This is a genomic window from Aquimarina sp. AD1 (genome assembly GCF_003443695.1).
In the GTDB taxonomy this organism is placed as follows: domain Bacteria; phylum Bacteroidota; class Bacteroidia; order Flavobacteriales; family Flavobacteriaceae; genus Aquimarina; species Aquimarina latercula.
This window is the reverse complement of sequence record NZ_CP031966.1, coordinates 50,111-75,894: the sequence shown is the minus strand read 5'-3', so window position 1 is coordinate 75,894 and position 25,784 is coordinate 50,111. Positions and strand designations below refer to the sequence as shown.

At 32.3% G+C, this 25,784-nt stretch carries 23 protein-coding genes; 15 read left to right on the top strand and 8 right to left on the bottom strand.

Annotation, left to right across the window (positions count from 1 at the left end):
- The first annotated feature begins 3 nt into the window (after nt 1-3).
- From D1815_RS00380 to D1815_RS00370, 3 genes are all read left to right on the top strand, one after another.
- Nucleotides 4-681: a DUF2490 domain-containing protein gene (locus D1815_RS00380; protein ID WP_027392136.1), complete on the top strand. Its 678-nt coding sequence runs from the start codon at nt 4-6 to the stop codon at nt 679-681.
- 134 nt (nt 682-815) lie between these two features.
- A complete protein-coding gene (locus tag D1815_RS00375; protein ID WP_118385489.1) occupies nt 816-1,385 on the top strand; it encodes a cysteine hydrolase family protein in 570 nt (189 codons plus the stop codon).
- Between the two features lie 304 nt (nt 1,386-1,689).
- On the top strand, nt 1,690-2,409 hold the full coding sequence (locus D1815_RS00370; protein ID WP_027392138.1) for a DUF547 domain-containing protein: 720 nt from the start codon (nt 1,690-1,692) through the stop codon (nt 2,407-2,409).
- Nucleotides 2,410-2,488: 79 nt separating this feature from the next.
- Here D1815_RS00370 and D1815_RS00365 read toward each other — a convergent pair whose 3' ends face one another.
- The 3 genes from D1815_RS00365 to D1815_RS00355 are packed head-to-tail and all read right to left on the bottom strand — an operon-like array spanning nt 2,489 to nt 6,588.
- Nucleotides 2,489-4,282 carry a hypothetical protein gene (locus tag D1815_RS00365; RefSeq protein ID WP_118385488.1) on the bottom strand — a complete coding sequence of 598 codons (1,794 nt, stop codon included), beginning with the start codon at nt 4,280-4,282 and terminating at the stop codon, nt 2,489-2,491.
- 7 nt (nt 4,283-4,289) lie between these two features.
- Nucleotides 4,290-6,098, bottom strand: a complete 1,809-nt coding sequence (locus tag D1815_RS00360; RefSeq protein WP_118385487.1) for a hypothetical protein — start codon at nt 6,096-6,098, stop codon at nt 4,290-4,292.
- 4 nt (nt 6,099-6,102) lie between these two features.
- Entirely contained in the window at nt 6,103-6,588 is a 486-nt protein-coding gene (locus D1815_RS00355) for a T9SS type A sorting domain-containing protein (protein ID WP_027392139.1), read from the bottom strand.
- A gap of 198 nt (nt 6,589-6,786) precedes the next feature.
- On the opposite strand from D1815_RS00355, the gene D1815_RS00350 reads away from it, so the two are divergent.
- The 4 genes from D1815_RS00350 (at nt 6,787) to D1815_RS00335 (ending at nt 10,476) form a co-directional block, all read left to right on the top strand.
- Complete coding sequence (locus D1815_RS00350; RefSeq protein WP_118385486.1) at nt 6,787-7,566, top strand: HipA family kinase; 780 nt, start codon at nt 6,787-6,789, stop codon at nt 7,564-7,566.
- Nucleotides 7,556-7,939, top strand: a complete 384-nt coding sequence (locus tag D1815_RS00345; RefSeq protein ID WP_118385485.1) for a DUF3037 domain-containing protein — start codon at nt 7,556-7,558, stop codon at nt 7,937-7,939. Before D1815_RS00350 ends, D1815_RS00345 begins: the two co-directional genes overlap by 11 nt.
- 106 nt (nt 7,940-8,045) lie before the next feature.
- On the top strand, nt 8,046-9,155 hold the full coding sequence (locus D1815_RS00340) for a serine hydrolase (RefSeq protein WP_118385484.1): 1,110 nt from the start codon (nt 8,046-8,048) through the stop codon (nt 9,153-9,155).
- A 109-nt stretch (nt 9,156-9,264) separates the two neighbouring features.
- A complete protein-coding gene (locus tag D1815_RS00335) occupies nt 9,265-10,476 on the top strand; it encodes a bifunctional alpha/beta hydrolase/OsmC family protein (protein WP_118385483.1) in 1,212 nt (403 codons plus the stop codon).
- Nucleotides 10,477-10,577: 101 nt separating this feature from the next.
- On the opposite strand, the gene D1815_RS00330 is transcribed toward D1815_RS00335, so the two are convergent.
- Entirely contained in the window at nt 10,578-10,976 is a 399-nt protein-coding gene (locus D1815_RS00330; RefSeq protein WP_118385482.1) for a hypothetical protein, read from the bottom strand.
- A 165-nt stretch (nt 10,977-11,141) separates the two neighbouring features.
- Nucleotides 11,142-13,418: a fibronectin type III domain-containing protein gene (locus tag D1815_RS00325; protein ID WP_118385481.1), complete on the bottom strand. Its 2,277-nt coding sequence runs from the start codon at nt 13,416-13,418 to the stop codon at nt 11,142-11,144.
- Between the two features lie 149 nt (nt 13,419-13,567).
- On the opposite strand from D1815_RS00325, the gene D1815_RS00320 reads away from it, so the two are divergent.
- Complete coding sequence (locus D1815_RS00320; protein WP_118385480.1) at nt 13,568-14,482, top strand: hypothetical protein; 915 nt, start codon at nt 13,568-13,570, stop codon at nt 14,480-14,482.
- Nucleotides 14,483-14,489: 7 nt separating this feature from the next.
- Here the strand turns inward: D1815_RS00320 and D1815_RS00315 are convergent, their stop codons facing one another.
- Nucleotides 14,490-17,705 carry a M36 family metallopeptidase gene (locus D1815_RS00315; RefSeq protein WP_162897314.1) on the bottom strand — a complete coding sequence of 1,072 codons (3,216 nt, stop codon included), beginning with the start codon at nt 17,703-17,705 and terminating at the stop codon, nt 14,490-14,492.
- Between the two features lie 491 nt (nt 17,706-18,196).
- On the opposite strand from D1815_RS00315, the gene D1815_RS00310 reads away from it, so the two are divergent.
- From D1815_RS00310 to D1815_RS00280, 7 genes are all read left to right on the top strand, one after another.
- Nucleotides 18,197-18,679 (top strand): YdeI/OmpD-associated family protein, encoded by a 483-nt coding sequence (locus D1815_RS00310; protein ID WP_118385478.1) that lies wholly within the window; start codon nt 18,197-18,199, stop codon nt 18,677-18,679.
- 94 nt (nt 18,680-18,773) lie between these two features.
- A complete protein-coding gene (locus D1815_RS00305) occupies nt 18,774-19,298 on the top strand; it encodes a hypothetical protein (protein ID WP_118385477.1) in 525 nt (174 codons plus the stop codon).
- Between the two features lie 11 nt (nt 19,299-19,309).
- Nucleotides 19,310-20,056, top strand: coding sequence for an LVIVD repeat-containing protein (locus D1815_RS00300; protein ID WP_205486650.1), 747 nt, complete (start codon nt 19,310-19,312; stop codon nt 20,054-20,056).
- An 86-nt stretch (nt 20,057-20,142) separates the two neighbouring features.
- Nucleotides 20,143-20,745 carry a superoxide dismutase family protein gene (locus tag D1815_RS00295; protein ID WP_118385476.1) on the top strand — a complete coding sequence of 201 codons (603 nt, stop codon included), beginning with the start codon at nt 20,143-20,145 and terminating at the stop codon, nt 20,743-20,745.
- Between the two features lie 112 nt (nt 20,746-20,857).
- Nucleotides 20,858-21,388 (top strand): RNA polymerase sigma factor, encoded by a 531-nt coding sequence (locus tag D1815_RS00290; RefSeq protein WP_118385475.1) that lies wholly within the window; start codon nt 20,858-20,860, stop codon nt 21,386-21,388.
- A 2-nt stretch (nt 21,389-21,390) separates the two neighbouring features.
- On the top strand, nt 21,391-22,191 hold the full coding sequence (locus tag D1815_RS00285) for an anti-sigma factor domain-containing protein (protein ID WP_118385474.1): 801 nt from the start codon (nt 21,391-21,393) through the stop codon (nt 22,189-22,191).
- Between the two features lie 200 nt (nt 22,192-22,391).
- On the top strand, nt 22,392-23,963 hold the full coding sequence (locus D1815_RS00280) for a hypothetical protein (RefSeq protein WP_120650240.1): 1,572 nt from the start codon (nt 22,392-22,394) through the stop codon (nt 23,961-23,963).
- A gap of 91 nt (nt 23,964-24,054) precedes the next feature.
- Here the strand turns inward: D1815_RS00280 and D1815_RS00275 are convergent, their stop codons facing one another.
- Nucleotides 24,055-25,056, bottom strand: coding sequence for a hypothetical protein (locus D1815_RS00275; RefSeq protein WP_118385472.1), 1,002 nt, complete (start codon nt 25,054-25,056; stop codon nt 24,055-24,057).
- Between the two features lie 128 nt (nt 25,057-25,184).
- Complete coding sequence (locus D1815_RS00270; protein WP_118385471.1) at nt 25,185-25,721, bottom strand: GNAT family N-acetyltransferase; 537 nt, start codon at nt 25,719-25,721, stop codon at nt 25,185-25,187.
- Nucleotides 25,722-25,784 lie beyond the last annotated feature (63 nt).

Here is a 25,784-nt window from a genome sequence, read left to right as displayed (position 1 = left end):
TTTATGAAAAAAACAATTGTATTCCTTACAATACTAATGAGTATTAACTATATCAGTGCTCAAGAAACTGGAGAAGACGACTTAGGCGCTTGGTATATGTATTTTGGAACGAATCGAATAACGGATAAATTAAGTATTCACTCAGAAGCTCAATTTCGTTTCTACGAAGTAGCTAATACTTTTAATCAATTATTACTTCGAACCGGTTTAAATTATCATCTTACAGAAAATGCAATAGCAACTATTGGATATGGTTATATCAATACAGATGGTACTTTCTCGGATATTCCTGGTGAAGAAAATAGTAATGAGCATCGAATTTTTGAGCAATTTATTCTTAAAAATGAAGTAGGAAAAATAAAATTCGAACATCGGTATCGATTAGAACAACGATTTATTAGTACGCAAGTTGATGATTTCACCGAACATCGCGCTAGATATAGATTACAACTGACATATCCTTTTAACGAAAAATGGTTCATAAATGTTTATGATGAAGTTTTTATTAATTTACAAGAGCCTATTTTTGGTCAAAATCGTTTGTATGGTGCAGTTGGTTATAATGTAAAATCAAACTTTAGTATTCAGTTTGGGTACTTAAAAAATCATTTTACTGGTATCAACTTTGATCGATTACAGTTAGGTATCATCTATAATACCGACTTCAGAAAGAAAGAATAAAAGATACAGTTAAAAAGTATTGATATCTAATTGGGCCTCTGATCACTTTTATCTTGTTAAAAGATTAAAATTTCCAAAGGCTCAATTAGAAAATAAAAAGCTTCATTTTTTTTAAGCTCTTAAAAAAGAAAACTATGGCACTTACAAAAAAAGATAATCCAGCATTACTACTTATTGATGTACAAAAAGGAATCCACAATCCAGGATATTATGGCACGGAACGTAATAACCCTAACGCTGAAAAAAACATAGAGGCTTTATTAAAAAAATGGAGATTAGAAAGTTTACCAATCTATCACGTAAAACATTGTTCTTCTAACCCAGATTCTCCATTGGCCAAAGGGAAAATTGGTAATGAATTTCAAGATTTTATAGTACCACAACAAAACGAACCGGTTATTGAAAAGGATGTAAACAGTGCATTTATAGGTACAGATCTCAGAACACAATTAGAAGATGCAAATATTAAAAACGTAGTTATTGTAGGATTAACCACAGAACATTGCGTATCTACCAGTACCCGAATGGCCTCTAACTATGGGTTTAATACTTTTCTAATTGAAGACGCTGTAGCGGCTTTTGATAAAATTAGCTTTAGTGGTAAAAGATATAGTGCTCAAATGGTACATGATATTGAAATTGCTAATCTCAAAGATGAATTTGCTACGGTTGTGCTAACGGAAGAAATAGTTAAACTTTCTTAGTTTAATTAATCAAACATAAAAACCTCTCCTATTTCTTTAGTAAATTAATCTTCTATTACTAAAACACTAACGGAGGCCGTTTACAATATAAGTTATCTAAAATTGGGTACTAAAAATTAGAGACATATTTTAATCTTTTAAGAAATACTATAATTTGCTAAAAAAAATGTTTATAAGTTGTTTTATCGACATTATTTGCTTTTTATCGATGAAAATATTATATTTACGGTAAAACCATAATTAACAATTTTACGTAATTTTCCCCATTTTTATTAAAAAATAGTTCTAACGGTATAGCCATAATATGAAAAAGACATATTTATTACTAGCAATAATAACATTATCAAGTTTTATATCTAGTATACACGCACAAAAAAAACATATAGATCATATGGTATGGGATCAACTTCTACTATTAAATGTATCTAATGATGGTAAAGTAGATTATAAAGGGTTTATTAGGGATAAATTTTTATTTGACAAATACTTTACATCTTTATCCACTAACTATCCTTCAGAAAATTCAGAAAACTCTGAGAAATTAGCGTATTGGGTAAATCTATATAATGCTATTGTAATGAAAATGATAATAGATCACTATCCCATTAAATCAATAAATGATCTTAAAAATCCCTGGAAGAAAAAATCAATTGAAATAAATAATATAAAATATAGTCTCGATGATATTGAGCACACAATTTTAAGAAAAATGGATGAACCTAGAATTCACTTCTTACTTAATTGTGCTGCAACTTCTTCTCCAAAACTATGGAATAGAGCTTATACAAATAGAAACATTACTAAAGCCTTAGAAGAAAGGACTATTGAATATATTAATGATCCTTCTAAAAATATCATCACCAATAATGAAGTGAACATTTCAAAAGTATTTGATTGGTACGCTAAAGATTTTGATAATGGAGATATTAAAAGTTATATCAATAGATATTCAAAAGTAAAAATCGATAAGTCATCAAAAATAAATTACTTGGAATATGACTGGAGTTTAAATGAGAGAGAATAACTTTTCTTAACTATAAATAAAAAAAGCCCTTTATTAAAAACAAAGGGCTTTTCTAATTTCTATCTAAAATATTTTAAAACTAAGGAGTACCTACAAAATCAGTAACGACCCAATTAGATCCATTATATATAAGACTTATACTTTCGTTTTGATTCAAGACAGGATTACCCAAAGAAGCGGGTAAAAGAACCTGACTTGGAAATATCGTTATGGTAGTAGTAGGATGAATATTAATCAAATGTACCTTTTGCCCAGTTACTCCTCCAATAAATCCAAAAACAGTAACACTAGAACCATTATTTATAAGTACAATAGATTTATTTGTTAAATCATACCCCGTAAAATTACCAACACTTGTTTCTGTAAATACAGGAGTTTGTACAGCTCCCCCTACAGAGAGAGTTTGCGCAGTCAAATCGGTAAAATTAGCATCTCCATTAATACTCAAAAGATTTGAAGGATCTACGATTCCATTATTTACCGATCCATCACTTTCAATTCTCATTCTGATATTTTGCTCTGTTTCGAAAATAATACTACCATTCGTATCTGCATCATTATCTGCTCCAATAGTAGTACTTCCTATATTAGATGTAGTTGCTGTACCTGTTCCAGTAAGATTAGTAAGGTTTGCTCCACTACCAACAAAAGAAGTAGCTGCAACACTACCGTCTACTTCGATTTTTTCAGTAGGAATCAGATTCCCTACATTAATGTTTCCATTTGCATTTATTTCCAAAGATTTATCTGGTGCTCCCGCCATAACCCTAAAAGGGATTCTATTAGCAGTCGTATCTAAAACAGCGAAATAATTCTCTCCATTATCAGATATATCATTGATTTTTATCACCCAATCATTAGTTGGAAAACTTGCACTAACACTCGTATCTCTAAACCAAATACCAATAGTATCATCTGATAAAATCATATCATTTTCTCCAAAATCCATTCCGGTCATTACATCATCGCCTATGGCTACTCGGTTTTTAACAATAGATTCTTCAATAAAAACATTATTTCTCGTATTAAAAGTAATGTCACCAGTTCCTAAAGATTTTAATGTTCCAGTATTATCATAATAAAACATAAATCCTTTAGCACTTCCTTCATAAAAAAGAGAACCAGGAGTTGCTTGTGCTACTTCATCATTCATATTACTTAAGGTAATCCCATCTTTAACTCCCAAAACAGCATTACCAAAAGCAGTAGCATCGGTAAAACCAATACCAACTTTTGCAGTATCATAATACACATGATCTCCTATTTTTGACCATATAATATCAAATGCTGTTCCCGTAGTAGTTCCAAATCCTGGAAAAGAAGTTTTAGCCGTATTAACAGATACTGTTGTTAAAATCTGATTTAAATCTACAGCGGATGTAATACTTAAAAAATTTACCTTATCGCTTTGTTCTGTGGTTATTGTCGTAGGTGTATTAGTTAAATTATTGTAATCTATACTCAAGGCTCTATCTGTATTCTTACTGGTAAGTCCAAAAGATGTACTTAATAATTGAGACGTACCTACTATGTTATAATTAGTTCCTCCAGCAGGGTCGGTTTCCGTTCTAATAAAGTAAGAGTCACTTCCCCAATCGATTCCATTTAATGATCCGGAAACAACTGTTCCATCCCCTATTAACAAACTCACAACTCCTGTAAAATTAGTCATAGGATTATGAACTTCACTATATACTGTAGTTCCAGTTGCACTGCCTTGCACTATACTAATTTGTACAGATATGCTAGCATTAATAACCAATGCGTCGGAGGCATCTCGTATAATAGCTTGATAACTTAACTTTTCTGGTGCCTGTGCATATATACTTGTCGTAATTATTAGCAAACATAGGCTTATAAATAACTTTTTCATCTTCTTATTAGTTGTTAAGTCCTACACAATACCAATTAGTTCCATCATAGATAAATGTGGCACTACTATTAGCCGTCAATAAAATATTCGCATTTCCTGCCAACTGAAAATTCTGTGAGATAGTTCCTGCATTATGTTCGAATGTTACATCAGAAGTCAAAACGGCAACTATTACAGATTGCCCTGTGATACCGCCCGAAAATGCCTGAATTGAAGAAGCTGCTTGACCATCAAACGTAACAAAACTCTTATCTGTTACATCATAAGTTGTAGGAAAAGTTGTAGCTGATATTTCTGCATTAGGTGTAATCGCAATCCCTTGAACCGAAACATTACCATTAAGTGTCATATTATCTACTTTGGCATCCCCAACTACTTCTAAAGCTACCGAGGGAGTTGTTGTTCCAATACCAATAAATCCAGTATTACTAATTGTCATTCTGGTTGTATTTTGGGTTTGAAAAGCAATTTCTCCAACAGTATCTGCATCATTATCTGCCGCAATAGTAGTATCTCCTGCATTAGTAATACCACCAGTACCTGAAGCTATTCCGGTTATTCCAGAGCCATCTCCTACAAAAGAATCTGCTTTAATTGCTCCTACAATTTCTAATTTATTGGTTGGTAAATTTGTTCCTATTCCAACATTACCATTAGCTGCGACAAACAAAGAATGTTCAGCCGCTCCGGCCATAATTTTAAAAGGCGTTGTTGCTCCTGTAACATCTACAATCGCAAAATGATTCGTACCTCCATTCGAAGATTCATTGATTTCTATTTGCCAATCATTAGCTGGTAATGTCCCAGAGATATCATCACTATCATCAAATAATATTCTTAGATTATTTTCTGTAAGAAGAAGTGTATTAAATCCAAAGTCAACACCAGATGTTGCATCTACACCCACTCCTAAACTATTCTGAATAATTACATCAGTACTAATAGTAGCATCTCCATTCTCAATACTCCATAATCCACCAGTATATGTAACAGCTCCTGTATTGATAGTTACATCTGTATTGGTATTGTCTATATAATGAAAGCTTCCATTACCTGTATTGTCATAATATAAACTTCCAGGAACAGTTCCCGCCGGAGTGCCATCAAACAAAATTGGGCCTCCTACATGTAATTTTGAACCACTAAAACTGCTCGATTCATCCACACCGACACCAACATTCCCTGCATTATAAAAGATATCGTCAGTTACAGATTTTGTCCATATCACATTATCTCCTTCTAAAGCGGTACCAGGAACAGTTCCAAATCCAGGAAATGTAACTTTGGCATTGTTAGCTGTTACGTCTGTTTGTAATTGATCTAAATTTACAGCCGATGTAACAGTGATAAAATCGACCTTTGCAGCTTGCTCTGAAGTTATTATTGTCGGTAGATTTGTTAATGAATTATAATCTGCAGTTGCTGCAACATCTGCACTAGCTGAATGCAAAGCATAGGGAACACTTAACAATTGATTAACTATCGACAATGTATAACTCGTTCCTCCTGTTGGATCTATTTCTACGTTTATGAAATAGGGTCCAGCAGACCAATCAATAGAATCAAAACCAGCAGCATTTCCAATCACTAAATTGGCCAGTCCATTAATATTGGTCGTAACATTCTGATTCTCCGAATAAACAGAAGTACCAGAAGCAGATGTCTGCAGAATATTAATTTGTACTCCTACATTTGTATTCCCTACAACAATATTATCTGCATCTCTAATGACAGTTTGATAGTTAATTCTATATGAATTTTGTGCCGTAATACTTATTGTACACGCAAAAATTAAAAAAGTAATTATTTTATTCATCGGTTTATTTTTTTATGATTTTGAAAGTCTTTAAAGAGGAGTTTAGCTTCTTCACTTTTAAAATATACGCTCCAGAAGCATAGGAACTCATTTCTATTACATTAGTATTACTATCAATAGCTTTACTAATAATTAATCGCCCATGAATATCATGGATTTCGAAACTTGTATTTTCTAAATCAATCTCATCGATGGAAAGAAATAATCTGTCCGTGGTAGGATTCGGATATGTACTAACATTAAGTTGTACTGATTCGAACTCTGGATTGCTCAACGTTTCGATTTCAAAAGCCTGTTGAACTCCTTCGGATAACGATCCACTTGCATTCTGGATGGTTGTATAAAAGGTTTGTCCAACAGAAAAACTTGATGTTCCACTTGTTCCTGAAGCATTTCCGCTACCAGAAACAGTATTCTCTTGTGCGATCATCGAGGTGATCCCAAAAGAAAAAAACATCAAAACCATAAGGGGTATGTAATTATGTTTCATATATAAATGTTTTAATATCTTAAAACTACGTAAATTAAATCCCAATTAGACCAAAAAGAATCATTAGTTACCTAGGTATTTATACCTGTTTTTTTATTTAGTCATCTTAAAAAAAGTATTTTTCCCCGATATTATTACCAAAAAAATCTGTTCTTAACTTTATATAATGGCTGCTTCTTTTTATTATATTAGACCCCTATGAATACTATTGATATTAGGACAGTAGATGTGGTACAATATATACAACCACTACGCGAAGGTGGTTCTCTGCCTGCAATCGTAAAAGCAGATGATGAGTTTCTGTATGTATTAAAGTTTAGAGGAGCTGGTCAAGGTAAAAAGGTTTTAATTTCTGAACTCATCGGTGGCGAACTAGCAAGATCTATCGGGTTAAAAGTTCCGGAATTAGTGTTCATGAATCTAGATGATTCCTTCAGTAAAACTGAACCAGATGAAGAAATTCAGGATTTACTTAAGTTTAGTATTGGACTTAATCTAGGTTTGCATTTCTTATCAGAAGCTATCATGTACGATCCATTAGTCTCTATTGCAGATGGAATGACTGCATCAAAAGTAGTATTATTAGATAGCATCATTAGTAATATTGATAGAACTGCAAAAAACACAAATTTACTTAATTGGAAAAAAGAATTATGGCTTATCGATCACGGTGCTAGTTTTTATTTTCATCACAATTGGAAACAGTGGCGAAATCATCTAGAGAGAACGTTTCCTATTATAAAAGATCACGTATTGCTGGAACGTGCTGATAAACTACCACAAGCAGCCAAAGAGATTACATTACATATGACTCACGAAAAGATCGATGAAATTATTACCAAAATACCGGAAGATTGGTTAATCGATGAGTCTGAGGACTTAAGTCCAAATGATATGAGGGCTGCATATATAGAATTTATTCATAGTAGACTTTCTAAAATTGATGAATTGGTAAAAGAAGCTGAAGATGCAAGATAGATGTACATTTGAATACGCAATTATACGATTCGTTCCCAAAGTGGAACGTGAAGAATTCTTTAATGTAGGGGTCATTCTATTCTCTAAAAGAAAAAAATTTCTTAAAGTCAAATATCATATTGACCCAAATAAATTAAAAGCTTTTTCAAGTGAAGTAACCTTGGAACATTTAGAGGAATATCTTAAATCCTGGGAATTAATTAGTATTGGGGCTCCTTCTGGTGGAGCAATCGGAAAATTAGAACTATCAGATAGATTCCGCTGGTTAACCGCTTGTAGAAGTACAATTATACAAAGTTCTAAAACCCATCCGGGAATATGTCACGATCCTCAAAAAGAACTAGATCTTCTTTTCGATAATTATATTCTATAACTTCTATCCTCTACTAACTATCTCTTTTTAGAAATATTAATGATGAAAATACGGTAACAAAACGGTCTTTTTTAATACTTATACACTATAAAGATCATAATCGTATATGAAAAAAGTAATACTATATATTATTCTAATAGGTATTGTAGCCGTAATTGGTTTTTTTGTTTGGTTCTTTGTCTTTTATCTACAAGTTCCTGCATTAAAAATTCCTAAAGATGCTAGTCAAACAGAAAGAGTTACGCAAATAGATAAATGGTTAGAACAACTTCATACCGACAGAAAATTTAATGGAGGTGTTTTAATTACAAAAGAAGGAATTCCGCTATTAGCAAAAACTTATGGATTCACAAATGTGTCGAGAAACATCAAACTAACCAATAAATCTTCATTTAGATTAGCATCAGTATCTAAACAATTTACTGCTAGCGGTATTATGCTACTAAAAGAGAGAAAACAATTAGATTATGATGATCTTGTAAGTACCTATATCCCAGAATTTCCTTATAAAAGAGTAACTATTCGACACCTATTAAATCAAACTTCAGGAGTTCCAGATGCATATATGAGTCTTGCAGAAAAGAATAAAGATAGTATTGATATTCTCACAAATCAAATAGCTATAAATCTGTTAGTTCAAAATCATCCAAAAGTTAATTTCGAACCTAATGAGAAGTACCAATACTCTAATACAAATTATATTTTACTAGCCAGAATTATAGAAATTATTTCTAATCAATCTTTTGAAGATTTTATGAGTGAACGAATTTTTACTCCATTAGGAATGAAAAACACCAGAGTTTGGAATTTACTATCCAAGGATACAACATTTAAACATAAAACTGATGGTTTTGAAGATATGGCAGGAGAGGTTAGAGAGATTAAACCCACATTTATTGATGGCGTTGCAGGAGATGGTGCTGTTTTTAGTAGTATAGAAGATTTTGTTATTTGGGATCAATTCTGGTATCAAAATGATCTTATCAGTGAAGAAAACTTGAAAGAAGCTTTTAAAAAGCCCACTTTAAATAATGGTAAAAAATCGAACTATGGATTTGGTTGGGTGATTCTAAGCGAAGATACTGTAATGCACAATGGAGTTTGGTTAGCGGCTAATTCTTATTTTGTAAGAAACACTAAAAAGAAAACAAGTTTTGTTCTTCTAGATAATTCTTCAAATTTATTTTTTAATAAAATCATTAAGAATTTAAAATAAAGAACCTCCACTAAAAAATAGCTAAATCAAAAACGTTAACACATTTTTAACCCCTATAGAAAGTTAGAAAAGCTCAAAAAAAACGACATTTAATAAAAACAACAATCACATGAGCCTTTCTAAAATTTCTTTTACTAATGCAGAAGGTCAGACACTTTCTGGTCGTTTAGAATTACCTGCAGATCAACATCCTCATAACTTTGCTTTATTTGCGCATTGTTTTACATGTAATAAAAACTTAGGAGCGGTAAGAAATATTAGCAGAGCTCTTACCTCACAAGGATTTGGCGTATTACGTTTTGATTTCACAGGTTTAGGAGAAAGTGAAGGAGATTTTGCAGATACTAATTTCTCTGGCAATGTAGAAGATTTAATAGCTGCAGCGGATTTTTTAGCAAAAGAATACCAAGCGCCTTCCCTATTAATCGGACATTCTCTTGGTGGTGCTGCCGCAATTTTTGCTGCTGCAAAAATTGATTCTATAAAAGCTGTGGCTACAATAGGTGCTCCTTCTGACCCTACTCACGTACAACATCTATTAAGAAGTGGTCTTGAAGAAATTGAAACAAATGGTAAGGCAATCGTAAACCTAAGTGGAAGAGATTTTACCATTAAAAAGCAATTCCTTGATGATCTTGAAACAAAATCATTACCAGCAGTAGCTAAAAACCTGGATAAAGCTCTGTTAGTAATGCATTCTCCACAAGATACTACCGTAGGAATTAGAAATGCTGAAGAAATATATCATGCTGCCAAACATCCAAAAAGTTTTGTAACCTTAGATGGGGCTGATCATTTATTAATGAGAAAAGAAGATTCTTTATATGCTGGAAAAGTAATAGCAGGTTGGTCTACTAGATATGTTGATATCCCTGAAGAACCTAGACTAAAAAGTCAACACCATGTAGTAGCTAGTCTTGGAAACGACGAGGGATACACTACCCAAATGAAAGTAGGAAATCATTATATGGTTGCCGATGAACCCGAAAGTGTTGGTGGTCATGATTTTGGCCCGTCTCCTTACGAGCTAGTTTCCGCTGGACTATCTGCTTGTACGGCTATGACTATAAAAATGTATGTTGCCAGAAAAGGTTGGGACCTCCAAAATGTAGAAGTACATACAAGTTATGATAAAAAACATATAGAAGATTGTGAAAACTGTGAAGATTCTACTGCCAAGATAGACACTTTTAATAGAGAGATTAAACTAGAAGGAGATTTAGATGAAAAACAAATTGCAAGAATATTACAAATTGCTGATAAATGCCCCGTTCACAAAACATTGCATTCTGAAACGCAGGTGATTACTAAGTTGATTTAATAATCGTAATTAAATTTAAAACAAATAAAAAAGGGAAACTATACAGGACTCGCGTTTCCCTTTTTTCCATTATGAAAGTATAAAACTTTTTAACCTTTTTTTTATTCTGACCAATATCTTAATGTTACTTCAATCCATCCTTCTGGAGTTTCATTTTCTGAACTCACCTCAACAATTGCAGAGGATGCTCCATCAAAATAACCATCACGAGCATCAAACTTATATGTTCCAATTGGAAGACTTTCGAAAAGCCCTACTTCATATCTTGAATCAAAATAAATGACTCCTGTTTCTAAATTAGTAGCTCCATATCCAGGTAAAGTTCCTGCGGGAATTTCCTGACCAGACCATTCATCTACTAACTTGATAATTACATCAAATCTTACTTCACTTTTTTCTTCAGTTATTGATGTGATTTCTTCCATATTATTTGTTTCCATTTCACAAGAAGAAAAGAAACATAATACGACTAGAAATGGCATCACCTTGATCAATTTCATAATACTATTGGTTTAAGAGTTAAAGTTTAAATTTCTAAATAAAAATCAAATATTGGTTTACCTAATGATTATCAAAATGTTATCTAACACTTTCTTAAATTCATATTATTCATTACTTCAAAAAAAACACTAATCCATAATTGGATTAGTGTTTTTTGATCAATTTTATTTTTTTATCAATCGTTTTGTTTTGATAGTCTTACCATTACTATCTTCTATTGACAATAAATATATTCCTGATTTCTGGGTTCCAGATAATGAAATAGTAGTTTTATCAGCACTAGGCTCTACTATTTTATTATACACAACCTTACCTTGCAAACTGTAAATCAAAACTTTATAATTTTCTTTTAACTTTCTAGAAATAGTAACATTCAATTGATCAGTAAAAGGATTGGGATATATATCAAAAGTCAAATCATTCTCTAATTCTTCTAGTGGTGGAGATAGTATTTTAGCAACATCAGTATTAACTCTTACTATTCCGCAAGCCCCCAAGTTAGTCCAATTGGAGGATGTTCTTTCATACAAATAACCTTGATATGTTACTTGATCTCCAACAGCATAGCTAATGCCACTTTGCCAAGGAGAAATACCTAAGCAAATATCTACAGGATCTGTATCCGAATCTGTAGTATAAACAACAACTAAACGCGCTGCTTTATCAGAACCTCCTTCATACGAGTCTGCTACTCTCTTTGCAGAAGTGCTAGTTAAACTTACACCTTTTCCTCTTATAATAAAAGAAGCATTATTACCAGAAACCCAGTTACTTTTATTTACCAGAAGTTGAACTATATTCTTAAGCTCAGGAGTTCGTTGTCCCGAACCGTTCTGACCACTTGACCAAGAATTAGGGCTCCAAATTACTTTATTAGAAAACACCGATCTATTAGAAACACTATAGTTACTTGTGCTAAATGCAGAAGAATTACTACTATCATGTAAAGCTATTTCTAATTCTGCATTGGCACTATTACTTTCATCAGCCGTAAACTGAATATATGCGTTAGTGATTGTTGCATTTTTAGGTAACGCTAGCGACTGAAATCTAAGTCCTATTATTTGATTTCCTGCATTACTATAACTATCATAAACTAATTCTAAATCACTACTATTTGTATACACATCTCCATTTTCTCTTTCTTCTACATCATCATTACCATTGCTAATAGCCACTTCTATTGTGCCACTATCTGGATTAGGATCTACTGTCCCCTTATTAATGGTAACTACACTTCCGTTAGAAGGATTCCATATATCTAAATTCGAAGGAACCTGAAATACATTGCTATTAGATACAGAACCCACTTGCGAAGCATTATCTACTCTTATAGTTCTAGTTTCAATCTTATTTTCATCAATAAAAATCCACTTAAACTGATTAAATCTTGCAGAATTTCTTGTCCAATTTTTATTATCATCATTAGAACGTAGAGGAGCTCCCCAACATCCTTCTCCAGCATATACTGTTCCGTTCTGATCATCTCTTATAAAACCCTCATCACTTCCTGATCCTGTAGATGGTCTCACAGGCCAAGTAGTTTTTACGGTATGTGCATCACACTCTATTACTAGTTTGACTCCTTTATCGTAGAACAATTGGGACCAATTGCTATACTGACTGTTTCCTTCTGATTTATAAGATACGTGTGGACGCATTGGTTTATGATATTGCGCGATTTTCCAAATAACATTGGTATTTGAATTCAAATCATTACGTAACCATGTCGTTTGATTACCTGAAATAGAAATTTCTGTATTTAACGTATATGTCCTAACAAGATTATCACCAAAAGTTAATGCATAATATACACTTGATGATGGCGTATCAAATAAGTTATAAACACTGTTATTACTATCTTCATGATTCCCTCTTGTTGCTACAATTGGAAACATTCTGCCATCGGATGCAGTTGTTAATTGCCAATCATTAAACCAAGTTTGCCATTGACTATTAGTATCATCATCTGTCATATCGCCTCCAAACAATACTGCATGAGGCTTTAACTTAGCAACCAAACGATTTGCATTTTGTCTCGGAGTTCTGTTATTTCTAGAATCACCACCCGCAATAAAGGATAACCTACTTTTATCAGCTGGAGCTGTTTTAAACCAAAAACGCTCACTTGTACCTTGACTATCTCTAATCACAAAATAGTAGGCTGTATTAGGCTGTAAGCCTGTAAGTCTAGCGAAATTATTATTCATTCCTTTGTATGAAACTGTTCTATCTGGTGACTTAGAGTTTGGATAATTATTATAATTAGTGCCATAATCTGTAGTCCCAAAATAAACAGTAGGATTGCTACCAGATGATTGATTCCATCCTACAACTATCGAAGTGGAAGGGTTACCTCTTAGGGTCAGTCGATATTTATCATTAGATGCTTGCAATTGAAGCCCTAATAGTATTAAAGTTAGTGTAATGAATTGTTTCATTTAATATGAAGATTAAGTTAGTTTTCTCAAATTTAGGATATCATGTAATTAAAAAAATCTAATTCTAGATTTTTAATTAATCCTTAATTTTAATAGTTTAAGATTACAAAAAGTATAACCTTGAATTTACAATCTATTAACATCTTACTATGTTACTTTGTGCAATGAAAAGCAATCGAATAGAATTACTTCTTAAAATTAGTGTCTTCTTAATTTTCTTAGGTAGATCATTACAACATTTGTTTTGGGATGCTCCCTATCGTACCTTTTTCTGGGATGAATCGATATTACAACCCATAGTCGAAGGTTTTTTTAATACTCCTTGGCAAGACTATGCCACTAGTCACAAAACAGATAGCGCTATACAAAATGGTATAAAAATCAATGGCCTCATATATCTTATCGCTGCAATCTCCGCTCTTGTAATAAAAAAAACGAATCTAAAATGGTTTCGAATTCCCATCATATTTGGTGGAATTAGTTTGCTATTACTAACACTATTAATGACCAAAGAAAAATTTTATCATTTCGCTCAATTTTTTGAGCACAGTATTCAGTTTGGTTTACCATTTGCTTTATTATATAATTATTCTAAAAAACTGAATCCTCTAAGATTAGTTGTTATACTTAAAATTTTGGTAGCTTTTACCTTTTTCTCCCACGGATTATATGCTTTTGGGTTTTATCCCGTTCCTGGAAAATTTGTAGATATGGTTATACAAATATTTGGATTTTCAGAAGGAACGTCTATTACCTTTTTATATATCGCAGGCATTCTTGATTTTATAATTGCAATTTTAATTTTCATACCTATACCTCGACTTCAATTATATACTTTATGGTATGCAGTACTTTGGGGATTACTTACAGCTTTTGCCAGAATAGTTGCTAATTTTTATTGGGATTTTCCAATTCAATCCATTCATCAAAATTTACATCAAGTATTGTATAGAATTCCACATGGACTAACTCCGCTTTTAGTAATCTTAATAATTAAAAAGTATTATTATGAAATAAAGAAGACCGCCTTTTCGGACGGCCTTCTTAAAAAACTTAAGATTTAAATTAAATCTATTTTATTATAAATCGTTTAGTTTCTCCTTGAACTTTTAATAAGTACATACCAGTTTCAAGATTACCAACACTTATAGTTTTACTATTACTTAAAGTACCTTGTCCAACAACTTGTCCAACCATATTCATAATAGAATATGTATTATTAGTACTCTTAGTATCCTTCATTGCAATCTGTAATACTCCACCTCTTTGTAGTGGGTTTGGTGAAATTGTGAAAATAGAAATTCCTTCTTCATCTTCGGTTCCTATAATAGGAGTTGTTGGTCCGAAATCTGCTACTAAAGCAGCCGATCCATCACAAGATCCTTCATAGATCTTAACATTAGAGAAGATTGAATTATTTCCTGATCCTGCGTCATTATCATTAATGAATACCAATCTATCCATACTTCCTGTATAGAAATTACCTACTGGAATTACGTATGTTGTTGTACCACTAGAATAATTATCAAAATTAGTTACCCCATAATTCTGAGTACCGTGAACTTTAAAGTATCTAGTAGAAGTTAATGTATTATCATCTTCAAAACCAACACCATGAATCTCTCCTTGAGAAGTACTGCTAAAATCAAACTCTATAACCGTATTAGCAGTTACCGTATAACTTAGAGGAATATACTTCCAAGTATTATTAGACATTGATAGTCCTGCTCCGCCATTTACAATAGAGAAATTACCTGCAGAATCTTGATTAGAGAAAGGAGTAATAGAGAAATCATTGAAATTAATTGACTCACAAGTTGGTCCTGGATCAACAGTACCATTAGTAATACTTAAATCATCTATGGTAACATCACCTTGCCAGCTAGATCCTGTAATCGTATTAAGACGTAATTGTACACTAGCATTTCCTGCATATGCAGAAAGATCAACACTTGCAGTGTTCCAATCTGTTCCTTGAGCACCAGATCTACTAAATACACTTGTCCAATCTCCTGTATTATCTGTTCTTGCTTCAACGTCAAAAGTTCCTATTGCACTACCAACCATATGGTACTGGAAACTTAATGTTGGAGAAGTCAATCCACTAAAGTCTAAACAAGGTGAATTTAAAATTGCTCTCTTATTTGGATATCCTGTTCCATTTCCTGAAGCTTCTACATAAATATAAGAAGTACCATCAACCGCACCACTAGGTCCTGTTCCATTAGACGGAGTTCCGTTAGAATCAACAGTCCAATCTAAATCATCTCCAGAATCTTGAGACCAATCTCCAATATTTCCTTCGAAACTTTCGTTATATGGGAATGATGCTATATCACCAGTACACTCATCACCTCCAGGTCCAGGTCCACCGCCATCACAAGGATTAACAAAAGATACTATCTGATCAGAATTTGTATTAGTACCTCCATTACTATTTTCATTTGCATCCTGACCAACTCCTCGATCAGCAAATGCTTTCCAGATAATACATTCGTATTGCCCTCCATATAAATCTTGATCTGCTTGAAGAATACCATCTCTACCAGAAACGAATCCTGGGTTATTAGCTGTATTTTTTAATCCTTCAGTTACTAATGCCAAAGCGATATTATTACCTCCTGTTCCATTGTAAAAATCTGGATCAAATCCTTCTGCGTCGATAAGACCCCAAGTCATATCCCATAATACAGTTGCAAAAGCGTATCCTACTCCATGAGGAACTGCCAATCCATTTATATCTGCATAATCCGTATTGTTTACAGATCTATCTATAGAATATGGAGTTGGACGAATACCATCTCCTGTAGTTGGTTGATTTAAAGCATATGTCCCTATTCCTCGAGCATCTGTACCAGAATCACCAGCTTTCATAGTAAGCATTAATCCAAACCAATCAGACCATCCTTCACCCATTTGCTCAGAACCTCCTAAATTATTAGAAGATGGGCCTCCTACTAATCTAATAGAAATACCATGACCATACTCGTGTGCAATAATTCCATTATCTAAATCTCCATCTCTATCAGGATTTGGACTTGTCCAAAGGAACATTTGCATTCTAGGATTACCTCCATCTCCTGGAGTAGAAAAATTCGCATTATTACTTCCACTTCCATCTTGTGCATCAGCATTTACAGAATCGCTTCCAGCACCACCATTTCCATAATTATTTTCTTGGAAGTTTCCACTAGCTTCATCAAAACCATACTGATAAAACACATCGTGCATAATATTATTCCAGTAGAAAAGATTTGTTATTGCTGCATCATCATATGCTGTAGGTGCTTGGTTAAGATCGATAGGAAAGTTAAAATCTAAACTAGCTCCTCCATCAGGAGAAAAACCTGTACCATTGTTCCCATTTCTATCTTCCTGAGCCCATACATTATTACCTCTAGTAATTGTAAATTCGGCCCCAGCACTACCATTCGTATCATGCCATCCAAATGGAGAAGCATTAAGATCAGCTGGATCGGTTACTATAGAACGATTACCATGACTAGGACTTTCTACAGGCATTGCATATACATTATAAGAGTCAGGAGCAAACGCTGCTGACGCTTCTGACTTAGTTTTAGCTGTAGGAGCAGGAACAATTGGCGTTTCTTTTTCAAATAAAACAGACGCTCCGTGATTGTGATTTTCATGATCAGGAGTACCAAAATTACAAGTTATTACCCAATCCTCCGTATATAAAATTTCACCAGTAGTAGCATCTACATTAGCATTCCACCAATGTTGACCGTCTTTTTGATATAAACTAACACGCCAAGTTAATATCAATTGATCATCTTGCTTGATATAAACTTGTTTTGCCTCTATAGGTTCTAAAGTAATTCCAGAATTTTCATAAACTAATGATCCATCAGATTTACTTTTTGATCTCACCAACTGAGGAGATTGTAAATTGTGAGCTCTAGCAACATTCATAATTGCCGTCTCTGCTGGAAGAGAGGCTTTTGCAGAAGTAACTTTGGACTTAAGATCCGATATAAATTGATTTATCTTCCAAGTTACTTCATTATTCTTTACAGTAAGTTTATATGTAGCATACTGTATTGGAATTCCCTGATAACGCTGTTGTACATATACGTGCTGTATATCGGGATTTAAAGAAGGAACCACATCGGTTACTTCCCACTCTGACACATCGTCTGATGTTAGTGCTGATTTAGCTGTTGTGCTGTTCAGATGGTTTTTAACTATACCATCCATGATGTTTTGTGCAAACATTGCCTGGCCTATCAACATAGTTAATAGGACAAACGAGTACATTTTTCTCATATGTATAAAATTTGAATTTGTGTTAACTAAAATTAACAAAATCAAAAACATCTTAGACACAAATCTAATATCATTGAATAAAGTTTAACAATTTCACATTTTCACTGAATTTTCCCTAAAACAAAAATTCAGGTAGTTATTTAAACTACCAATTGTTAGTTAACCTACATAAATACTAGACTTTTTATTTTTTTTTAACATATCGCTACACATATACTGATAATCAGAATAATAACTATACCTTTTTTTAATTACGGGATACCTGTAGATTTTTTTTTTACTTTTTTTATTAAAACAGCACTTTATAAGTTATTTTAGATCGATTTGATTAACGAAACAAAAAAAACATTAAACAACTTATTCTAATACATAAATATTTTGACTTAAAACATTTATATGTTTTTGGTTAAAACAAAAACATATTACTATAACTTTTCAGATAAAAAAACTATTTGGATAACTGTATTATAGAAGAAAACATAAATATATAAATGAAAAGCCCAGTTTTTATTACCTCCTTACAATCATCACATAGCGTACTAATTCCTTTGGAAATTGCCAAATCATTTATTACTAACAATCAGAAAAGAGTAATTATCGAAATAAGTTTTAAGGATACCCATATTAAATTTCACGCAGCTTTATTAAAAAGAAAGGAACAATTTTATGTTATGTTTAGTCAAAGAAAACAGAAACAACTTGGTGTTCTACCTAATGATTATTTTAATATACAATTACTAGAAGATACTTCTAAATACGGTGTAGAAATGTCCGAAGAACTAGAAGCCGTATTACAAAGTGATCCTGAGGCATCTGATATATTCGAATCACTTACCGCTGGTATGAAAAGAAGTTTAATTTATTATGTACTACAGTTTAAAAACTCTCAGACCAAAATAGACAAGGCTTTGATCATTACTGAGAACCTAAAACTTGGTATAAGAGACAAAAAACAACTTATTAAAAAGCTATAATAGAAAATAATTAGGTTGGAAAAAGGAAACTAAGTTCTTTTAATCGACGCAACCTTTATAAATTCTTTTCATCTTTTAATCAAACAATCAAAAGATGAAAAAAACAAAATTAATTATTTTTGGCTTACTACTCATAAGCCTACAAAGTTGCTGTCCTTTTCTGGTAGATTGCGACAACAACGATGATGATTTCCCAATAGACCCAGCATTTTCGCAATATGAACCTATATTATTAGATAGAAATGATTTCGAAAATTCAGTTTCTTTGAAAGATCCTATTTCAATTAATACTTCGGGTAAAATTTACAGTAAGGATAATTTACTTTTTATCAATGAAGTTCATAAAGGTTTTCATGTCTATGATAACACAGATCCTACATCCCCTACTCCGTTAAAATTTCTTGAAGCTCCAGGATCAACTGATTTAGCGATTCGTGATAATATGATATACATTAATCAAGCTACTGATTTAATTGCAATAGAATATAATAACACTGACGGTATTACACTTACTAAAAGAGTAATCAATGTATTTCCGGAAATGCGGTCCCCAGATGGTTTTTTGCCTTTCGATATACCTGAAAACAATGTTGTAATAGGATGGATATTAATCAACTAACGCCAAATATTATGAAAAAATGTATACTTATGATACTCACTTCCTTTATTATTTTTAGTTGCGATTCCGATTCTTCTAACGACTCTTTATCTCCAATAAATAATGATGGAATTGGTGGATCTTTAGCAACCTTTACGTTAAAAGGAGATTATCTATACACTGTAGATAATACGGATCTTACCGTATTTAATATTACTGATATCAAAGATCCCGTACAAGTTAACACCATACCGATTGGTTTTAATATCGAAACACTTTTTAGTTATAAAGACTATTTATATATAGGATCAAGAAACGGAATGTTTATATATGGATTAACAAATCCAGAATTTCCCGAAAAACTTTCTCAAGTAGAACATTTTACCGCTTGTGACCCTGTTATTGCAAATGATACACATGCATTCGTTACTTTACACTCCGATACATTTTGTGGTAATAATCTTAATGTCTTACAAATCTATGATGTTACCACTATTACAGAACCCATTCTGATCAATTCCAGAAACCTTACTTTCCCAAGAGGATTAGGGCTTTATAACAATTTCTTAATTGTTTGTGATGACGAAATTAAAGTCTTCGATGTTTCTGATCCATCAGAATCAAATCTGGTTACTTCGATTAACAACAATGCATTTGATGTCATTATATCTGGGAATTTATTAATCGCAATTGGTGAGACAGGGTTATATCAATATAGACTTACTCCGGATGTAAATTTAGGTATAAGTATTACTGAATTAAGCACAATTAATATTTAACGAAATCTAAAAACCTCTTAAATCCTTTGCTATAAGCTAAAACAGTCCTATATTAGTTTACTCTAAACGTAACAAATCATTAAATTATGAAAACTCTAAATCTAGTGGTAATTGCTTTTCTTACTATTGTTGTTCTTAGCTGCAAAGGAGATAAGAAGGAAGGAAAGGAATATGATAAAAAAGTAAACGAAGAAATCACAGAAGAAACTACTGAGGAAAAAGAAGATAAGAGCGAGATAAAAACATTAGCGATCTCTTTAACACCAAAAAGTGATAGCAATGTATCTGGTAATATTACTTTTACAGAAGAAAGCGGTATGGTTACTATGGTTGCTTATTTAAATGGATTATCAGAAGGAGAACATGCGATTCATATTCACGAAAAAGCAGACTGTTCTTCTGTAGATGGTAAATCTACCGGAGGCCATTGGAATCCAACTATGGAACCTCATGGAAAATGGGGAGCTTCAAAAGGTTACCACAAAGGAGATATTGGTAACTTTAATGCTGCTACAGATGGTAAAGGATCTATCACCTTCGCTACAAATGAATGGTGTATTGGTTGCGAGGACAAGAAAAAAGATATTGTAGGTAAAGCTATAATAGTACATCAAGGAACAGATGATTACACTTCTCAACCTTCAGGTGCTGCCGGAAGTAGAGTTAGTTGTGGTGGAATTATAGAATAAGAAATAAAACTTTATAAAGTAATTAAATATAAGAAGAGTATATCCATAAGATGTGCTCTTTTTCTTTTTTTAAAGAAAAGCAGTACTTTAGTAATATACGAATGGACTTTGCATGCAGCCAAAAGAATTAATAATTCAGTTACAACAAAAAAACGAAAAGGCATTTCAACGTATATATGAGATGTATTCTGAAAATGTTCTAGGTATTATTTATAGCATTCTAAAAGATGAGACTTTATCTGAAGAAGTATTACAGGATGTATTTATAAAAGTTTGGGATAAAGCAGATACATATTCCGAAAAAAAAGGACGTTTTTTTACTTGGATACTTAATATTGCTCGAAATGCTGCTATTGATAAAACAAGATCTTTAGGGTTTAAAAATTCTCAACAAAACCAAACTGCTGATTCTTTCGTAGATATATTAGAAGATAAAAATAGTTTCTCAAGTAAAGTTGACGCTATAGGTATAAAAAAGTATATAGAAATACTTGAACCTATTTGTAAAAAAGTTATTGATTTATTGTTTTTTAAAGGGTTCACACAAAAAGAGGCTTCAGAAGAATTAAACATTCCAATTGGAACGATTAAAACTCGGAACAGAATTTGCATTAATAAATTAAGAGAAGTCTTGGCTGTATAATTATGGATATAGAACAATACATATCATCTGGAATATTAGAGCTTTATGTATACGGCGCATTATCCGAAAAAGAGAATGCCGAAGTATACAAAGCTTTAAAAGAACATCCAGAAATTGAACAAGAAGTAAGAGAGATTGAAAAATCTCTTATGCAACTTTCTGTATCAGCAGCTCCTTATAACCCAGAATCTGTTTTTAATCGTATTAAGGAAAAACTAAATCTTACGGATAAAGAAACAGATGTGATCCCTATTACTCCTAAACGAACAAATTGGACTACGTATATTGGTTGGGCTGCTTCTATCGCTTTGTTAATTGGATTATTTATTCAGTTTAACAAAAACAAAACACTACGTCAACAAGTTGTTCAATCACAAATAGAGCAACAGCTACTCGAAGGAAAAATTAATATCGCAGAAGAAGACCTATCTAAAGTCAAATCACTTTTAAGTGTATTACGTGATAAAGATGTATTACAGATTCCTTTACAAGCTCAACAAGTGGATCCTACAGCATACGCAGCTGTCTATTGGGATAAGGAAAAACAAACTACTTACATAGATGTTGCTGGATTACCTACTCCACCACCAGGTAAAGTATATCAAGTGTGGTCTCTAAAATTGGATCCACTTACTCCAACTAGTTTAGGTATTTTAAACAAGTTCGCAGAAGATGGAATCAAAATATTCTCTCTTACAAACACTAATGATTCAGAAGCTTTTGGTATCACTCTAGAACCAGAAGGAGGAAGTGAATCTCCTACTATGGAACAACTATACACTCTGGGTATCGTAGAATCATAACATTTATCATTTTCTCAATTACGGGAAACTTATAATTAGCTACTAAAGGTGCTTTTAGCTTTTTCTTATTGCTTTTTTTGAAGTATTTTTTACTAAAAAACACGTATAAATACGCTATTACAGTTATTTTTTTTGGGGTAATTTTAGTCTATTCGATTATAATATTTTGCCTAAGCAAATACTAACTAAATAACTAACAAATGAAAAAATCATCTTTTAGCAATGTAGTACTACTACTTATAATGGTAGCTATAATTATTTCTTGTAATAAAAAAGAAAAAAAAGAATATACTACAGACTCACCAAATGAAAATACCGAGACATTGATCGCAGCAGTAACTCCAGTAAACTCTAAACTTCCCTCTGATGTTTTACAATCTTGTGTAGTAGATGCTTCTAGTTTTGAATCTTGGTTTAAAACTAATAGTGTTTCCAAAAACGGTATTGTAACGCCTGCCAATAGTGTAACCTTTAAACACCTAAACAATTGCGATTTTTATAAATGGTCTGAACGAATGTTTCTTTGGATGACATCTCCAGTAAAACAAGGTGATTATAGCAATGGTACTGTAATAGAAACACCTGCTTTTTATACAGTTTCTCCAGTTGTAGATAAAGAAAGAACATTAATTCCTCATGTACCAGGACAATTGATTAGTGCAGTTGCAAACACTCAAAAAAATGATCCTTTAATTGATACTGAAGAAGGTCAAGCGACTGATGATGTGTTATTAGCACAAAATGGATCTCTTTTATATTATATTACTATGGTTAATGATGTATATGCTCAATTTTTGACAGGTGCCAAAACAGGAAAGCTTTATGACAATGAGTTTCCCACAACCCAAACTACCTTAGATAGTATTACAGCATTTGCTAAAAGTCAAGGAGTAACATTAAAAGATCCTGAAACCCTGGCCATCGAAATCAAAACATCTTGGGTAGAGGCTGATAGTATTTCTAAATCAGATATTGGTACGTATATCACTATGGATGCTATCATCCCAACATATACTAAAACAGATACAAAATGGACACCAAATGGAACTAAAACAGCAAAACTTGCTCTTGTAGGAATACATATTGTAGGTAGTACCTCAGGGCACCCAGAAATGGTTTGGGCAACTTTCGAGCATGTTAGTAATGCTCCAAATTTAACCTATGAATACGTAAACAATGCTACTCCACCAGCCACTATTGCCGTTGCAGCCGATACTGGAAATGATTGGTTACTAAATAGTAATAGTGCGAGTGGTACCTACAATAAATCTCATATGACTTATGATAAAGGAGATATCATTGCAAACACAAAAACAAGTCCAACACAAACCATTACTCCTAGTAATACTAAGATGACAAAACCTTGGGGAGTTGCAAATACTGGCGTTCCAAATCCTGAAAATAAATCAGTCGCAGCCTCTAATAGTCAAATCATATCTACCAATAATAGCGTTCTAGGACAATTAACGAGTGGAGATATGCGTAAAAATTATATCTTTATTGGCGCTACTTGGACAAATGATGGTGCTGCACCAACCGGAAAAAGTTATTCCGAAACCTTAACAACTAATGGAGTTGCTATTGGAACAAGTCAATTAGCTAATAGTACAATGGAAACCTATGCCCAAAACGGAGCTGCATACAGTGAATATGGTAGTTGTTTTTCCTGTCATTCTAATTCTAAAACACCTGGATTAAAACCAACAGACCTGAGTCACGTATATCAAGCTATACAGGCCTTAAATGAAACTAAAACAGTGAATACACCATAAAAATTCAATAACATACTATATCCTATCATTCTCAGTATGAATCATAGGATATAGTATATATTCTATGACTTTATCTCCTATAAGCTAAGTTTTAATCATCAAAATCTCCACCTCCACCCGTAGGAAGCGTGTTTAGAAACTCATCAAAATCTGAAATTTCATCAAAATCTCCAGATGGTATAGAAATATCTATTTTTGATAATGCTCTAATAGAAAACTCTGAAACATCTGTAGTTATATGAATGTTCAGATCTACTCCTTTTTTAAGAATTTGTAGTCCCATATTGAGCCATTTATTTTTAGATAATTTTTCTAAATCTGTTTCTTTTTTAATCGTAGAATCTTTTTTACGTAATATGTTTCTTGCTAACTGATCAATAGCCTTCGTTTGTTTTCCTTTTATTATCGAATCATTACTAATTTCAGAAAAGGTGGTTTTTACATCTGATTTTAAAGGGAAATTAATCTCATCAGGAAGATTTAAAAAAACCATATCTAATAATTCCCGTTTTACCTTTATTTCTTTAGAATCGAATATATCTTGTTTTAGAAAATCCGTATCATCATGATATCGTGTAAAATCACAACTAAACTCCTTAATTATCGTAGAATCTTTTATTTGCTCAATCAATCTGTAAGCCGGTAATAGTTTAAAAGTATGATCCACAGGAGATGGTATACCACTTGGCATCACTTTATTTTCTAGCTGCGATTTATAATCTTTAATACTAAGTGTATGTTTATTTCTTTTGTCACTGAATTTATCAGCATAATACATTACTACACTGTCTTTTTTTAAATCAATAATGATGCCTGCATAATTATCCAATACACTATAAACACCTCCCCATCTTTGCTCTCTTTTTATCTTATACTCTGATATAAAATAAGTAGTATGTACTTTTGTTAAATCGCCGTAAAGTCCTCTAGATTCTGATAGTTTAATTTCACCTTCAAAATAAGGTCTATTATCTTCTTCCGTATTATCTATGTTCTCGGAATTACCTTCCTTATTACTACTTAAAAAATTACACGAATTAAGTGCCAAGGATAAAAAGATAAAACTATAGATGATTATTGTAGGTCTCTTCATTAGATAGTTTTGATTGTCTGATTTATGGAAACATTACAACCAAAGATATGCTTAATTGTAAACGCGCTTCCCATTTTCAATAAATTAATTAGATAAGATCTAAACATGATATTCTTATTATCATCTCTTTACTTATTCTTTATCCATTCCGTTTTTTTAATTTTATACCAATTATGAGATACTCCTTCATAATCAAATCTGTCGACAAATGTTAAACCGATTTTCTTTAATATACTATTAGATGCTAGATGATTTATATCTGCAGCAGCACCAATCTCTTTTAAGTCAAGTCTTTCGAATCCATATTTGAGCGATTCTATTGCTGTTTCCGTTGCAATTCCAATTCCCCAGTATTTTTTTCTAAGTCTATAACCTAAATCATAATAATTAAATTCTTTTCGTAAATCTTGTTCATATTTTAATCCAGTCCAACCAATAAAATCTTCAGTTTCCTTATCAATAATTGCCCAACGTCCAATTCCATTTTCTTTATATTGAGTTCTTATAAATTTTATTACTTGTCTTGCTTCTTCAATTGTTTTTATAGGTTTTTTTCCTAAAAACTCATGGACTTCAGGGTCCGAATCAAGTTCAAAAATTCCTTGTACATCATATTCCTCTAGATCTCTTATAATTAATCGTTCTGTTTCTATATGTACTTTCATTATTATATCAGTTTTTTAAATAATTCGTAACCATTTTTATATAAGTAATATTAAGAATATTTC

Excerpts from the sequence above, each read along its gene's own strand:
- D1815_RS00350 (WP_118385486.1), top strand. The coding sequence starts at position 6,787 with ATGAATACTATTGATATTAGGACAGTAGATGTGGTACAATATATACAA.
- D1815_RS00305 (WP_118385477.1), top strand. The coding sequence starts at position 18,774 with ATGAAAAAAACAAAATTAATTATTTTTGGCTTACTACTCATAAGCCTA.
- D1815_RS00270 (WP_118385471.1), bottom strand. The coding sequence starts at position 25,721 with ATGAAAGTACATATAGAAACAGAACGATTAATTATAAGAGATCTAGAG.
- D1815_RS00295 (WP_118385476.1), top strand. The coding sequence starts at position 20,143 with ATGAAAACTCTAAATCTAGTGGTAATTGCTTTTCTTACTATTGTTGTT.
- D1815_RS00370 (WP_027392138.1), top strand. The coding sequence starts at position 1,690 with ATGAAAAAGACATATTTATTACTAGCAATAATAACATTATCAAGTTTT.
- D1815_RS00380 (WP_027392136.1), top strand. The coding sequence starts at position 4 with ATGAAAAAAACAATTGTATTCCTTACAATACTAATGAGTATTAACTAT.
- D1815_RS00340 (WP_118385484.1), top strand. The coding sequence starts at position 8,046 with ATGAAAAAAGTAATACTATATATTATTCTAATAGGTATTGTAGCCGTA.
- D1815_RS00310 (WP_118385478.1), top strand. The coding sequence starts at position 18,197 with ATGAAAAGCCCAGTTTTTATTACCTCCTTACAATCATCACATAGCGTA.
- D1815_RS00300 (WP_205486650.1), top strand. The coding sequence starts at position 19,310 with ATGAAAAAATGTATACTTATGATACTCACTTCCTTTATTATTTTTAGT.
- D1815_RS00275 (WP_118385472.1), bottom strand. The coding sequence starts at position 25,056 with ATGAAGAGACCTACAATAATCATCTATAGTTTTATCTTTTTATCCTTG.
- D1815_RS00290 (WP_118385475.1), top strand. The coding sequence starts at position 20,858 with ATGCAGCCAAAAGAATTAATAATTCAGTTACAACAAAAAAACGAAAAG.
- D1815_RS00345 (WP_118385485.1), top strand. The coding sequence starts at position 7,556 with ATGCAAGATAGATGTACATTTGAATACGCAATTATACGATTCGTTCCC.
- D1815_RS00355 (WP_027392139.1), bottom strand. The coding sequence starts at position 6,588 with ATGAAACATAATTACATACCCCTTATGGTTTTGATGTTTTTTTCTTTT.
- D1815_RS00285 (WP_118385474.1), top strand. The coding sequence starts at position 21,391 with ATGGATATAGAACAATACATATCATCTGGAATATTAGAGCTTTATGTA.
- D1815_RS00320 (WP_118385480.1), top strand. The coding sequence starts at position 13,568 with ATGTTACTTTGTGCAATGAAAAGCAATCGAATAGAATTACTTCTTAAA.
- D1815_RS00325 (WP_118385481.1), bottom strand. The coding sequence starts at position 13,418 with ATGAAACAATTCATTACACTAACTTTAATACTATTAGGGCTTCAATTG.
- D1815_RS00375 (WP_118385489.1), top strand. The coding sequence starts at position 816 with ATGGCACTTACAAAAAAAGATAATCCAGCATTACTACTTATTGATGTA.
- D1815_RS00360 (WP_118385487.1), bottom strand. The coding sequence starts at position 6,098 with ATGAATAAAATAATTACTTTTTTAATTTTTGCGTGTACAATAAGTATT.
- D1815_RS00280 (WP_120650240.1), top strand. The coding sequence starts at position 22,392 with ATGAAAAAATCATCTTTTAGCAATGTAGTACTACTACTTATAATGGTA.
- D1815_RS00365 (WP_118385488.1), bottom strand. The coding sequence starts at position 4,282 with ATGAAAAAGTTATTTATAAGCCTATGTTTGCTAATAATTACGACAAGT.
- D1815_RS00335 (WP_118385483.1), top strand. The coding sequence starts at position 9,265 with ATGAGCCTTTCTAAAATTTCTTTTACTAATGCAGAAGGTCAGACACTT.
- D1815_RS00315 (WP_162897314.1), bottom strand. The coding sequence starts at position 17,705 with ATGAGAAAAATGTACTCGTTTGTCCTATTAACTATGTTGATAGGCCAG.
- D1815_RS00330 (WP_118385482.1), bottom strand. The coding sequence starts at position 10,976 with ATGAAATTGATCAAGGTGATGCCATTTCTAGTCGTATTATGTTTCTTT.